This is a genomic window from Actinomadura sp. NPDC047616 (assembly GCF_040642915.1).
Classification (GTDB): Bacteria; Actinomycetota; Actinomycetes; order Streptosporangiales; family Streptosporangiaceae; genus Spirillospora; species Spirillospora miaoliensis.
Genome location: NZ_JBEYTB010000001.1, coordinates 1 through 12472, shown reverse-complemented (window position 1 = coordinate 12472; position 12472 = coordinate 1). Strand labels below are relative to the sequence as shown.

13 protein-coding genes are annotated in these 12472 nt (G+C 73.4%); 6 read left to right on the top strand and 7 right to left on the bottom strand.

The window, feature by feature from the left end; translation table 11 throughout:
* Window positions 1-62: 62 nt before the first annotated feature.
* Window positions 63-611, top strand: coding sequence for a TetR/AcrR family transcriptional regulator (locus ABZ801_RS00065; protein ID WP_360690522.1), 549 nt, complete (start codon window positions 63-65; stop codon window positions 609-611).
* Window positions 608-1300: an SGNH/GDSL hydrolase family protein gene (locus tag ABZ801_RS00060; protein ID WP_360690519.1), complete on the top strand. Its 693-nt coding sequence runs from the start codon at window positions 608-610 to the stop codon at window positions 1298-1300. Before ABZ801_RS00065 ends, ABZ801_RS00060 begins: the two co-directional genes overlap by 4 nt.
* A 32-nt stretch (window positions 1301-1332) precedes the next feature.
* Here ABZ801_RS00060 and ABZ801_RS00055 read toward each other — a convergent pair whose 3' ends face one another.
* From ABZ801_RS00055 to fbaA, 3 genes are all read right to left on the bottom strand, one after another.
* Window positions 1333-1857, bottom strand: coding sequence for a GNAT family N-acetyltransferase (locus ABZ801_RS00055; RefSeq protein ID WP_360690516.1), 525 nt, complete (start codon window positions 1855-1857; stop codon window positions 1333-1335).
* A gap of 49 nt (window positions 1858-1906) precedes the next feature.
* On the bottom strand, window positions 1907-2353 hold the full coding sequence (locus ABZ801_RS00050; RefSeq protein WP_344958805.1) for a helix-turn-helix domain-containing protein: 447 nt from the start codon (window positions 2351-2353) through the stop codon (window positions 1907-1909).
* Window positions 2354-2428: 75 nt separating this feature from the next.
* Window positions 2429-3451, bottom strand: coding sequence for a class II fructose-bisphosphate aldolase (fbaA, locus tag ABZ801_RS00045; RefSeq protein WP_360690512.1), 1023 nt, complete (start codon window positions 3449-3451; stop codon window positions 2429-2431).
* Window positions 3452-3782: 331 nt separating this feature from the next.
* Here fbaA and ABZ801_RS00040 point away from each other — a divergent pair, with 331 nt between their 5' ends.
* A complete protein-coding gene (locus ABZ801_RS00040; RefSeq protein WP_360690509.1) occupies window positions 3783-4502 on the top strand; it encodes a DedA family protein in 720 nt (239 codons plus the stop codon).
* 72 nt (window positions 4503-4574) lie between these two features.
* Window positions 4575-4985: a hypothetical protein gene (locus ABZ801_RS00035; protein ID WP_360690506.1), complete on the top strand. Its 411-nt coding sequence runs from the start codon at window positions 4575-4577 to the stop codon at window positions 4983-4985.
* Window positions 4986-5064: 79 nt separating this feature from the next.
* Here ABZ801_RS00035 and pyrE read toward each other — a convergent pair whose 3' ends face one another.
* Window positions 5065-5601: an orotate phosphoribosyltransferase gene (pyrE, locus tag ABZ801_RS00030; RefSeq protein ID WP_344958813.1), complete on the bottom strand. Its 537-nt coding sequence runs from the start codon at window positions 5599-5601 to the stop codon at window positions 5065-5067.
* 97 nt (window positions 5602-5698) lie between these two features.
* Between pyrE and ABZ801_RS00025 the strand changes: the two genes are divergently transcribed.
* Window positions 5699-6199 (top strand): hypothetical protein, encoded by a 501-nt coding sequence (locus ABZ801_RS00025; RefSeq protein ID WP_360690502.1) that lies wholly within the window; start codon window positions 5699-5701, stop codon window positions 6197-6199.
* 4 nt (window positions 6200-6203) lie between these two features.
* On the opposite strand, the gene ABZ801_RS00020 is transcribed toward ABZ801_RS00025, so the two are convergent.
* The 3 genes from ABZ801_RS00020 to ABZ801_RS00010 all read right to left on the bottom strand — a co-directional run bounded on the left by ABZ801_RS00020 (window position 6204) and on the right by ABZ801_RS00010 (window position 11590).
* On the bottom strand, window positions 6204-6875 hold the full coding sequence (locus tag ABZ801_RS00020) for a tetratricopeptide repeat protein (RefSeq protein WP_360690499.1): 672 nt from the start codon (window positions 6873-6875) through the stop codon (window positions 6204-6206).
* A gap of 154 nt (window positions 6876-7029) precedes the next feature.
* Complete coding sequence (locus ABZ801_RS00015) at window positions 7030-8718, bottom strand: NYN domain-containing protein (protein WP_360690496.1); 1689 nt, start codon at window positions 8716-8718, stop codon at window positions 7030-7032.
* A 376-nt stretch (window positions 8719-9094) separates the two neighbouring features.
* Complete coding sequence (locus ABZ801_RS00010; RefSeq protein ID WP_360690493.1) at window positions 9095-11590, bottom strand: sigma-70 family RNA polymerase sigma factor; 2496 nt, start codon at window positions 11588-11590, stop codon at window positions 9095-9097.
* Window positions 11591-11944: 354 nt separating this feature from the next.
* On the opposite strand from ABZ801_RS00010, the gene ABZ801_RS00005 reads away from it, so the two are divergent.
* Window positions 11945-12205: a hypothetical protein gene (locus tag ABZ801_RS00005; protein ID WP_360690490.1), complete on the top strand. Its 261-nt coding sequence runs from the start codon at window positions 11945-11947 to the stop codon at window positions 12203-12205.
* The last annotated feature ends 267 nt before the right edge of the window (window positions 12206-12472 follow it).

The window sequence follows — 12472 nt, the reverse complement described above, 5'->3', positions numbered from 1 at the left end:
AGCCCGATTCCTCATGGCCGCGAACATTTGGTAGTAACTGGTTACTAAGGTAAATTCGAGCCATGGGCGCCAAGCGGAGCACCGCCGCGCAGCGGCGTGGGCAGGCGGTCGCGGCGGGAATGTGGGTGTTCGCCGACCACGGCCTGACGATGGCGGCGATCCAGCAGGTCGCGGACGAGATCGGGGTGTCGCAGCCCTACATGTTCCGGCTGTTCGGGAACAAGCGGTCGTTCTTCCTGGCGTGCCTGGACGAGTTCGAGGACCGGGTGCGCGAGGTGTTCCGCCGGGCCGCGGAGACGTGCCCGGACGATCCGCTGGAGGCGATGGGCGCGGGCTTCCGGGAACTGGTCGCCGACGGGGTCGTCAGCGGTTTCTGGTTGCAGGCGTGTGCCGCCGCGCGCCGGGACGAGGAGGTGGCGGCCCGCTGCCGCTCCGTCATCTCGGGAGTCCTCCAGGAGACCGAGCGGCTCACCCAGGCCACGCCTGACGACATGGCACGGTTCGCGGCCAGCGGCGCGCTGGTGGTGCTTCTCCAGGCGATAGGCGCGGACCTGACCGGTGGGAGCCGGGCGGCCGTGGCGTCCCTGCGTCCCGAAAGGACGAGTTCATGAACCCGCTCCTACTTCCCGTCATCGCCGCGCAGGGGATATGGGTCCGATCCCGGACCGAACGGCTCCCCGAAGCGTCCGGCCCGGCCGAGGGAAGCGTCGGCGACGGGTCCGGCCCGCCGCTGCGGATCGCCGTCCTGGGCGAGTCGACCGCGGCCGGCTGCGGGGTCGGCACCCACGACGAGGGATTCGCGGCCGCCCTGGCACGCGAACTGGCCGCACGCGCCCACCGGCCCGTCACCTGGGCGGCGGTCGGGCGCAACTCCGCCACCGCCCACGTCATCCGCCACGGGCTCCTGCCCCGGCTCCCCGAGGACCTGGACGCCGCCGTGCTCCTGGCCGGCGTCAACGACGTGCTCACCCGGCGCGCCCCCGCGGCATGGGGTGAGGACCTCGCCGCCATCGTCAGCGGTCTCCACGATCGTGCCGCGCACGTCGCGGTGGCCGGAATCCCGCCGTTCGAAGCGTTCTCCTCGCTCCCGGCCGCGCTGGGCCGCTACCTCGCCCAGCGCGCGGACGCACTCGACGCGGTCTCCCGGCGAATCTGCGCCGGGCGACCACGGACCACCTGGATCAACTCGGCCGGCATCGTGCCCGTGGGGCCGGACTTCTTCGCCCGCGACCGCTTCCACCCCTCGGCCGCGGGCTACCGCAGGTGGGCCCAGGCCACCGCCGACCACATCGCGGTGTGACGCGCTGCGGCCCGCCCTCGCTTGGAGGGGCGTCAGGAAGGCGTCAGGGGAAGGTGGAAGCGGGCCGAGGTCCCGTCCCAGGTGGGGCGGGCCGTGGGCCACATGGTCCTCAGGGCGGCCAGGGCCTCGCGGTTCTCCAGCAGCAGGTCGGCGCGGAAGGCCGTGATCCGGCGGCGCAGGGCCAGGTCGCCGAGGCAGGCGACCAGGATGCGGGCCAGGCCGTGGCGCTGCCAGGAGTCGGCCACCAGGACGGCCAGATCGGCCTCGCAGGGGCGGGCGGCGTCGCGGACGTATTCGGCGGTGCCGATCAGTTCGCCGTCCAGGACGGCGACGATCGCCTCGCGGTCCCAGTGGTCCAGGGTGCGCAGGGAGCGGACGTAGTTGTCGGGCAGGTGCGGGGTGCCGGCGAAGAAGCGGTGGTAGAGGCTGCGGCGGGAGAGCCGCTGGGACATGCGCAGGAGGCGTTGCTCGTCGTGGGCGCCGTACGGGCGGATGCGCACGTCGTCCACGCTGGCCAGGCCGGCGAAGCTGGGACTGGCCAAAGCGAGTTGTGTCATGCAACTTATTGGACCGCGACAGGGTTGCTTCACGCAACTGGCGAAGAGGTCAGGCGCCGGGGCCGGGGCGGGCCTCGACGTCCCTGGGGCCGAGGGAGGCGCCGCAGGCGTCGCAGGTGAGGCGGGCGGTCAGCCTGCCGTCGCAGCCGCGGTGGCCGATGATCACGGGCGGGCCGTCTGGGGCGTAGTGGCGGTCGCCCCACAGGAGCAGGGTCATCACCGCGGGCCACAGTTCGACGCCCTTGCGGGTGAGGCGGTACTCGAAGCGGTCGGGACGCTCCTGGTAGCGGACGCGGCGCAGCAGGCCCTCGTCGCACAGCCGGGTGAGGCGGTCGGTGAGGACGTTGCGGGCGATGCCGAGATCGTCCTGGAAGTCGTCGAAGCGGCGCACGCCCTCGAAGGCGCTGCGGATGATCAGTAGCGTCCAGCGGTCGCCCACCACCTCCAGGGCGCGGGCCACCGAGCAGTTCTGCGAGTCGTAGGTGCGGGGCAGCACGTTCTCAGGGTAAGGCGTTGCGTGACGCAACGAACCCCCGGACGGCGTGGCGCCGCCCGGGGGTCCGAAGGAGACCTACTTGATCTTCTTGCCGGCCGACAGCAGGTGCTCGCAGGCCTCGACCACCCGCTTGGCCATGTTCTCCTCGGCGGCCTTGCCGTAGGACCGCGGGTCGTACTTCTTCTTGTTGCCGACCTCGCCGTCCACCTTCAGGACGCCGTCGTAGTTGGTGAACATGTGCGCGGCGATCGGACGGGTGAAGGCGTACTGGGTGTCGGTGTCGATGTTCATCTTGACGACGCCGTACGACACCGCCTGCCGGATCTCCTCCAGGCTGGACCCGGAGCCGCCGTGGAACACCAGATCGAACGGCCGCTCCTTGCCGTACTTGGCGCCGACCGCGTCCTGGATCTCCTTGAGCACCTCCGGACGCAGCTTGACGTGTCCGGGCTTGTAGACGCCGTGCACGTTGCCGAACGTGGCGGCCAGGATGTAGCGGCCCTTCTCGCCCAGCCCGACGGCCTCGGCGGTCGCCAGGGCGTCCTCGGGCGTGGTGTAGAGCTTCTCGTTCATCTCGCCGACGATGCCGTCCTCCTCACCGCCGACGACGCCGATCTCCATCTCCATGATCACGCGGGCCTTGGCGCACTCCTCCACCAGCTCGGCGGCGATGGCCAGGTTCTCGTCCAGCGGGACGGCCGACCCGTCCCACATGTGCGACTGGAACAGCGGCTCCTGGCCGCGCGCCACCCGCTCCTGGGAGATCTTGACCAGCGGACGCATGAAGCCGTCCAGCTTCTCCTTGGGGCAGTGGTCGGTGTGCAGCGCGATGTTGACGGGGTACTTGTCGGCGACCACCCGGGCGTACTCGGCCAGGGCGGAGGCGCCGACGACCATGTCCTTGACGGTGGCGCCCGACAGGTACTCGGCGCCGCCCGTCGACACCTGGATGATCCCGTCGCTCTCCGCCTCGGCGAAGCCGCGCAGCGCCGCGTTCAGCGTCTGGCTGGAGGTCACGTTGATCGCGGGGTAGGCGAAACCGTCCTGCTTGGCACGGTCGAGCATCTCCGCGTAGACCTCTGGGGTCGCGATGGGCATGGTGAGCGTCCTTTCTTACGCGATGGTGCCGCCGGGCATCCGGCCGTGTGGACCGCGTCGCAGGCTTGGCCCCTACAACGGAAAGGCCGGGCGTGACGCGTCGGCCACCGGGCCGAGTCTCCGCCCGGTCCGCGGACCGACGGGCGCCACAGCAGTCAGTATCTCGAATTTTCCCGGTCAGGCCAGTCGTGGCACCTACGGAATGTCACCGGGCGCCACCGCCCCCGTGCCGGGGGGTATGCCCGTGATCTGGGAGAACAACGGTGTCGGCGGGGCGAACGGACGAGGACTGTTTACGGTGGGCCGACGCGCCGGCCGGTAGTCTCGGTTCGTGGATCTGGCGCTCATCTCCTCGAACATCACCGAATGGCTGCATCCCACGGCGTGGCTGCAGCTGTTCGGCACCTTCGCGACGATCGGCGTGCTCGCCATCATCTTCGCCGAGACCGGGCTGCTGGTCGGCTGCCTCCTGCCGGGCGACTCGCTGCTGTTCACGGCGGGGATCCTCACCGCGGTCACCGAGGTCAACGGCCAGAAGTTCCAGCCGCTGTCGCTGCCCTGGCTGCTGGTCGGCGGGCCGATCGCCGCGATCGTCGGTGCCCAGCTCGGGCACTGGCTCGGCGCCCGGTACGGCCGGCGGCTGTTCGACCGCCCCGACTCCAGGCTGTTCCGCCGGGAGTGGGTGGAGAAGGCCGAGTACTACTTCAACCGGTTCGGCCCGGCGCGCGCGGTGGTGCTGGCCCGGTTCATCCCCATCGTGCGGACCTTCCTCAACCCGCTGGCCGGGATGCTGGGCATGCCGCCCCGCCGGTTCCTGGTCTGGAACGCCCTGGGCGCCGTGGTGTGGGCCGACGCCATGTTCCTGGCGGGCCACTTCCTCGGCACCAGCGTCCCGGACATCGAGCGCTACATCCTGCCGGGCGTGGCGGTGATCCTGGTGCTGTCGGTCATCCCGATCGTCCTGGAGGTAAGGAAGGGCCAGCGCCACGGAGCGAATAAGAATGGCTCTGAAGAGTCACGTCCGTCGCTCAGCAGTGACACTTATCGCTAACCTCCCCATGTGGGACGTCATCGGTCGGACCCTCGGGGTCTTGCGCGCATACTGATCGCGGCCGTGGCCGTGATGCTGGCATTAGCGCTTCTCGTCGTCGGCGGGGTCGCGCTGGTGAACGCGCTGAGCTCCGACAGCGAGGGCGGCCCCCCGGAGACAGCCGCCACGGCCGGCACCGCCGGCCCGCCCGGCTCCGCGGACCCCGCCCCCACGCGCAGCTCCAGGTCGCGGAGCGCCGCCTCCACCCCCCTGGTCATCCGGGTGATCGGAGCGCCCACCAAGGTGGTCGTGACCGTGCCGGAGACCGGCGAGGTGCTGCAGCAGGGCGTGCTCAACACCGGCGAGGAACGCCAGTACGACAAGGCCCCCCTCCAGGTGGTCGCGGCGGACGGCGGTGCCGTCGAGGTGCTCATCTACGGCCGCGAGCAGCCCCGCGCGACGGCCGGCGAGCGCAAGAACTGGTTCGTGCCGTCCAGGGGGTGACCCTCGGGAGGTTGAGCAGCGTCGCGGACGGTGCCCGGCGTGCCCGGGCACCGTCCGTCGCGCACGCGTGGGCCCGCCCTCAGGAGACGCCCAGATCGTCCAGGACGAACGGATGGCGGTACTCCAGGCCCTCGGCCGCGATGCTCTCGGCGGCGCCGCGCTCGACGATCGTGGCCACGGCGACGACCTCCGCGCCCGCCTCCCGCAGCGCCCGCACGGCCGTCAGCACCGAGTTGCCGGTGGTGGAGGTGTCCTCCACGGCCAGCACGCGGCGGCCCGCCACGTCCGGGCCCTCGATGCGGCGCTGCAGGCCGTGCGCCTTGCCCTCCTTGCGGACGACGAACGCGTCCAGCTCCCGGCCGCGGGCCGCGGCGGCGTGCAGCATGGCCGTGGCCACCGGGTCGGCGCCGAGCGTGAGCCCGCCGACGGCGTCGTAGTCCAGGTCGGCGGTCACGTCCAGCATGACGCGGCCGACCAGCGGCGCCACCCGGCCGGACAGGGTGATCCGGCGCAGATCCACGTACCAGGACGCGCGCCGCCCGGACGACAGCACGAAGTCGCCGTGCACGACGGCCCGGTCCTTGATCTCTTTCAGCAGGTCATCACGATCGCTCACATCCCCCAACCCTATTGGTGCCGTTCCATGCCCTCATGACCGCGCCGTCCCGTGTAGCGTGGCGGCAACCCGCCACGGGGCCGTGGGAGGTGGAGCGATGACGCCCGGGACCCTCGTGCTGCTGCACACCCCGCACGCCACCGCCGGCATGTGGGGCGACCTGCCCGAGGTGCTGCGCTCGTACGGGCTGGACGTGGTCACCCCCAACGTCCAGGGCGAGGACGGCACGCGGTACGTGGCGCGGGCGTCGCTCATCATCGCCGCGACGGCGCCGGCCGCGCCGCTGGTGCTGGCCGGGCACGGCGCGGCGGGGCCGCTGCTGCCGGGCGTCGCGCTGGCGCAGCGGGCCGCGCACCGCAAGGTCGGCGGGTACGTCTTCGTCGACGCCGAACTGCCGCGTCCCCTCACGCACGACCACGGCGTGCCGATGCCGCCCGACTGGCCGGAGGCGCCGTGCGGCTACCTGCGCACCCGGTCGGCGCGCGGCGAGCACGACCGGGCGATGCGCGAGGCGCGGCTGCGCGGCTGGACCGTCCGGGAGCAGGCGCCGCCGGCCGGCGTCGCGCAGGCCCTGAGCGAGCTGATCGCCGCGTTGTGAGCGCTCAGTTGTTCTTCAGCAGGTCGTCCAGGAGGGCGTCGTAGTCGTCCTCGGCGCGGCCGAGGTCGACGCGGGCGCGGTAGCGCAGCCGCAGCAGGGCCTCCAGGCTGTCCTCGGCGATGGCCACGTCCTCGGGGCCGGGCTCGTCGGGCCGGTCGGGCTTCTCGCCGGTGGTGACGGCCCTGCCCGCGGTCGCCGCGTCGGATCCCGCGCCCATGCCGGTGCCGACCGCCCGGTCGCGCAGCGCGAGCACCACGTCGGCGCCCGTGGTGGCCCACTCGTGCGCCCCCGCCGCGTCGCCCTGGGCGTACAGCACCTCCGCGACCGCGCGGTAGACCTCCGGGTCGCGCGGGTCGTCGGCGCGGATCTCCTCGACCAGCTTGCGGGCCTCGTCGGCGCGGCCGAGCTCGAACAGCGCGTCGGCCAGGTAGGCGCGCGGGTCGCCGTAGGTGTCGCCGCCGTCCTCGATGGCCATGCGGTAGGACTCGGCCGCCTTGTCGTGACGGCCCGCGTGCTGCCACTGCTCCCCCGCGCGCAGCAGCACTTTGGCGCGTGACACCCCGCCGGACACCGACTCGGCGAGCTCGCCGAGCCGCCGCGCCGCGCTGATGTGGTCGCCCGTGCGCAGGGTGTCGAACTCCAGGTCGTCGAGATCGTCTTCCGTCACATGGGTCACGCTTCAACGCTACCCGTCACTCGGCGAACGAAGCGGGTGAATCGAGGATGATCGTGAATTACCTACATGTTCAGCGAAGAATCTCGCTGATCTTGCCTTACCGGCGGACCGGTCCGCTGTGCCGGGTGGCCGGCCGGGCCGCCGCGCCGGCGGTTCAGCGGCGGGAGCGTTCGAGGGCGTCCCAGAAGCCGCGGCGCAGCGCGTGCCGCACCTCGTCGTGCAGCAGGAAGTCGATCGGAAGCGAGGAGCCCTGCAGCAGGCGCGCCTCCAGGTCGGAGGGCATGCGCGGCTTGCGGGCCAGCACCGCCTCCAGCCACAGCGCGGGCGCGTCGCGGGCGACCGACTCGCCGAAGTCCTGCCCCTCCTGGTGCGCCGCCTTCACCGCGTCGGCCAGGGTGGGCGTGTTCTGCTGGACGGGCACCGGCGCGATCTGCTGCGGACCGGTGTACGGGCCGACCGGCTGGCCCGGCACGGGCGTCTGCCCGGACGAGGGCGACGGGACGTACTGCGGGCCGGTGGTGCTCTGCGGGGCGGTGGTCTGCGCGGTCGGGGCGGGTGTGGCCGGCGCCGGTTGCAGGGGCCCGGTGGTGGACGACGGCGGCGGCGTGCCCGGGAGGGACCCGGGGGTGTAGCCGCCCGTCCCCGTGCCGAGGTCGGAACCCGAGCCCAGGCCGGACGTCCCGGACGAGCCCAGGCCGGAGCCCGAGCCGATGCCGGAGGACGACCCGATCCCCGAGCCCATGCCCGATCCCATCCCGGACGTGGAACCGATGCCGGACGTCGAGCCGATCCCGGAGGAGGAGTCGAGCCCGGAAGCGGAGCCGAGCCCCGAGCCGGAACCGATGCCCGTCCCCGGGCCGAGCGCCGGCGGGCCCGAGCCGGTGTCGGAGGACCCGGGCTTGGCGGCGCCGATCCCCGATCCGATGCCCGACCCCAGGCCGGACGTCGTGCCGCCGCCCGTGCCGAGGCCGGAGGCCGACCCGATGCCGGAGGACGAGCCGATGGGGGACGACGAGCCCACCCCCGACGAGCCCACCCCGGACGAGCCCATTCCGGAGGGCGCGCCGAGACCGTAACCGCCCGACGACCCCGATCCGGTGCCGGGACCCGCGCCCATGCCGGACGACGACGGCCCCGACGACGAGCCGGTCAGCTGCGGCGGCCCGGTGAGCGGCGTGGAGGGCGGCGGGCCGCCGGGCGAGACGCTCTGCAGCGGGCCGAGCGCGCCGCCCGCGCCCGATCCGCCGCCGTGCCCGTTGGACAGCGGCCCGGCGGGCAGGCCGGACGAGCCCGTGGCCGACTCCACGCCCGCCAGCAGGTTGACGTACGGGCGCAACTGCCCGGCGGCCAGCTCGATGAGGTCGTCGCACTCCTGGCGCAGCACCCGCGAGATGGTCCAGTTGCCGTCGACCGCCACGTGCACCACGGTCACCCGGACGCCGAGGTCCTGGGCGTCCGCGACGACCTGGGCGAGGTCCTCGTCACCGCTGACGATCACCGCGTCGGCCAGCGCGCCGTTGCGCGCCAGCGTCATCAGGTCGCGGTGGATCTCGGTGTCGACGCCCTCGCGGCGGCCGGGGCGGATGCGGCCCAGGCGCAGCTTGAGCCCGGGCAGGTCGGCCAGCGCCTCGTGCTCGGGGGAGCGGCGGCCCTCGACCGTCGCCTCGTACCAGTAGCAGCGCAGCAGCGGCAGGCCGGTGCGTTCGCGGGCGAGGCCGCCCAGCAGCTGCAGCAGGCCGCCGAAGTCCCAGGAAACGGTTTCCCGATGGCGGGTGCCGTGCACCGCCATGGCGCCGTCCGCCAGCAGATAGCCGGCGTCCACGAACAGCGCGCAGCGATCCATGCGGCACCGCCTTTCCTCAACTCGGGACCTCTCCGGGGACCCACTGCACGGTCAGGTTCTTCGGGGTGACCATCTCGGGTGGCCCGCCCTTCCTGCTCGCCCGGACGTGAGCCGACGGAATTGACCCGGCGTCTATAGCGTAGTGAAGGCCGCTGGCCACGTAAGCCGATACGGCGATTCGCCACTCTTTCATGACAGGTGGTCGGGCGCGAGCCCGCGAGGCGGCGAATCCGGCGGTCGACCACCCCACCCGGCTTTCGCGGACTGTCAGCGCGGGACGCTACCAGCCGTTCCGGTCTGTCCATAATGCATCCGCATGATCTTTACGGGAAGAATCGGCTTCGCGGTTCAGTCGTGGGGTGTCGGAAACCAGAAGTTAACCGGGGAAGGGCCCGGCGACGGTGAGGACCCCCGGCAGGCAGGCGTCCCGCCCGGTGGTGAAGGCCACTGTCCCGGCGCGACGGAGAAACGCCGGGAAGACATCGACATCTATCCCGAAGGACAGCCCCGGGCCGATCGCGCCGTCGGCGGAGCCGTCCAGGACATTACGGGGATCGCGGTCGCCCGACGCGGGCACGAGCGGACGTCCGTCCAGCAGCAGCCGGTCGCCGGGCAGATCCGCGTCGCCCTCCCAGGTCACCGCGCCGACACGGCCGGGCCGTGCGCCGGTGAACAGCCCGCCCACCGGCGCGTCGAGCCGCCGCCGCAGGCCCGGGCCGAGCGTCGGCGCCCGCCTCGCCCCCAGCGTGTCGAGCACCATGGCCTGCTGGTGCGGCGCCTCCGGGGACGCCGCGACCACCACCAGCGCCCACCCCGCGTACCGCGCCACGCCCGTGCGCAGCGGCGGGTCGGCGCCCCACCACACGCCGCCGCCGTACTGCCGCACGAGCGAGGTGACGTCGGCGAACGCCTGGTAGACCGGGCCGCTCGGCAGCCGTCCGCGGCTCACCTCGGCGGCGCGGATCGAACGGTACGACCCGCCCGGCGGCCGCAGCCGGAGGGTGACGGGCCCGGCGGCGCGCGTCGTGGCCGACCAGTACAGCCCGGCCCACAGCACTTCCGGTCGCCTGGGCAGCCGCACCCGGGCCGCGCTCGACGTCCTCGTCGCGTTCGAACCGTCCCGGTCGAGGCGCCGCATCCGCCACCGGTCGTTGTCGCGCCGCCCGCCCTCGCGGCGCGCCGCGCGGCGGCAGCCGGGACGAGAATGCTCGCAGGTGAGCAGCGCGTTGCCCGCGTGGACGACGCGCAGGTTGCCGTCGGCGGCGAAACGGGCGGGCAGGCCGTCGCGCATGACGCCGTGCGGGGCGCGGGCCTCGGCGGCGCCGTCGCCGTCCGAGGTCACCGTGGCCGCAGGCGGCGTGTCGTAGGGCGCCGCAGCGTCGACGTCGACGTGCAGGTACGCGGACGTGACGGCGCCCGGAGGCAGCGGCGCGCGGGTGCAGCGCACCCGGCCCGCCCTCGGGCGGCAGTGCCAGCCGTCACCGGGCGCGTGCCGCTCCGTGAACAGCGCCGCGTCACGTCCGGTCGGGCCGCCCGCGTACGTCACGCCGGGCGGCAGGGCGACGTCGGCGACCAGGTCTCCGCTGAGGCCGGCGCCGTCGTTGCCGACCGATATCGCCACGATGCCCGGCTGGTCTCGCACCAGGGCGCCGAGCGCCTCGATGCGCACCGTCAACCGTGCCGGAGGCTGCACGGCCGGGGGATTCGCCGAGGGCGACGGCGTGGGCACGGGGTCGGCTCCGGGTTCCGCTCCGGGGTCGGGGGCGGCTCCGGGGGCGGGGGAGCGTGACGACGGCGTGTCGCGGGGCACCGGCGGGGTGACGGCGGGCGGCGGTTGGGCGGCGGGCGGTTTCGGGTCCGGTGCCGATTGGGGCGGTGCGGGAGAAGGAGAGTGGACGGGCGGCCGGGGCACCGGCTGGATCGGCTCGCTTCCCGACATCAGCACCAACGCGAGCCCGACCAGCGCCGCCAGGGCCGCCGCCGCCCCGGCGCCGAGCGCCTGCCGCCGCTTCGGCATCCGCCGCCACCGGCCGAGAACGCCGCCGAACCCCGACCCGCCCTTGGCGGCGCCGACGTACGCGGTGGTCGCCGCGCCCAGGAACAGCGGGCCGATGACGTCGCGCAGTGCGGAGTTGATGACGGCCAGCTCCGCGTAGATCGCCTTGCAGCGTTCGCAGTCGTCCAGGTGACGTCCGACGGGACGCGACTCGCGCCTGGACAGGCCGCCGCGCACGTACGAGCCCATTTTGTCCAGCGTCGCGCGGCACTCCTCGTCCAGCGGGGCCGTGGCGGGGTCCGTGGTGGGCAGGTGCATCTGCAGGTACGCCTGGCGCAGCCCTTCGCGCGCGCGGTACGCCAGCGCCGCCACGCCGTTGGGGGTGAGGCCGAGCAGCGGCGCCACCTCGGCCGGTCTGGCGCCCTCGATCTCGGTGTGCCACAGCACCGTCTGCCAGCGCTCGGGCAGCGACCGGAACGCCCGCACGATCATCGAGCGCTCCAGCCCCTCCAGCGCCGGGTCGACGAACGGGACGCCCGGGTCGTACATCTCGATCTGGTCGGTGGACTGCAGCCGCCGCTCGCCCCGGTACCGGTCGTAGACGGTGCGGCGGACCGCCGTGAGCAGGTACGGGCGGAACCCCGAGCGGGGGCCGCCGCCACGGCGCAGCATGTCCAGGACCTTGGCGAAGGCGTCCTGCACGACGTCCTCGGCGGCGTCGGCGCCGATCAGATGCCGGGCCAGGGTCCGGGCGGCGGCCAGGTGCCGTTCGTACAGCTCCGCGTAGGCCGACATGTCACCGGCGTGGATGCGTGACATCAGGGCCGCGTCGCTCGCCTCCGTCGCGCTGGGGTCCGGCGACGCGGCGTCGCTCACGAAAACCTCCCGGGCCGATCGAGGCGGTCCCTTGCCGGGCCGCGCCGGTTCACCGAACACTTATCGTGACTCCACAGACACGTAAAGTCGCGCAAGATGATTCCGCAAACCGCGTCATGACCCAACCGTTTCGCCGTCTCCGGTGGTGAGGACGCGCCGGCGGGCCGCCCCCGCCGGTGACCGGCCCTCCGGGCGGGCGACGCTGTGCGGCGAGCGGAGGCGGCATGACGAACCTGGCGGGCGGATTCGCGGCGACCGCGCTGATCAGGCGGCGCTGCGGCAGCGCTGGCGGGCTCGCGGCATGGCCGTCGCGTGCGGACGGCCCGCCGCCCTGGCGGCGCCAGGCCCGCGGTGGTGGCGAGCGACCTGCGCACCGTCTTCAATGGCGGGAAGACGTTGACGCTGGTCGGCACGGGACGCGCCGCCGCGCCGCGCGGCCTGCTCGCCGGGACGTCCTGCGTCGGCTCGTTCCCGGCAGGCGCCCGTGAGAACGACGCGTACGGGCTCGGCCGTCCCGGCGACGGCGTTCTGGTCAGGGACGAGCTGGTCAGGGCCGAACGCCTACCCGCCCCCTACGCCGAGGGGCGGGCCCTTCTCGAAGCCTTAGGGGGTTGATGGTCCGGGGCCGCGGCGACCGGACGGAAGGGCCGCCGCCGTCCCGTGACCGCACGGGCGCCATCGGCGTCGTCGGCCCCAGAAGAGGGGGCGGGGCGGGCGCCGATGGCCCGGTGGGAGGCGTCCGTCCCGTCGGAGGGGGCGGGACGGACGCAGCCCCCGTAGACGCCGTGGATGCTCCTATAGATGTCAAGCTGCAGGAGCAAGATCGTTTTGGTTGGCTGGTGTGGTGGATGTGCTGGTCAGGGTGCGGTAGACCTCGCGGGC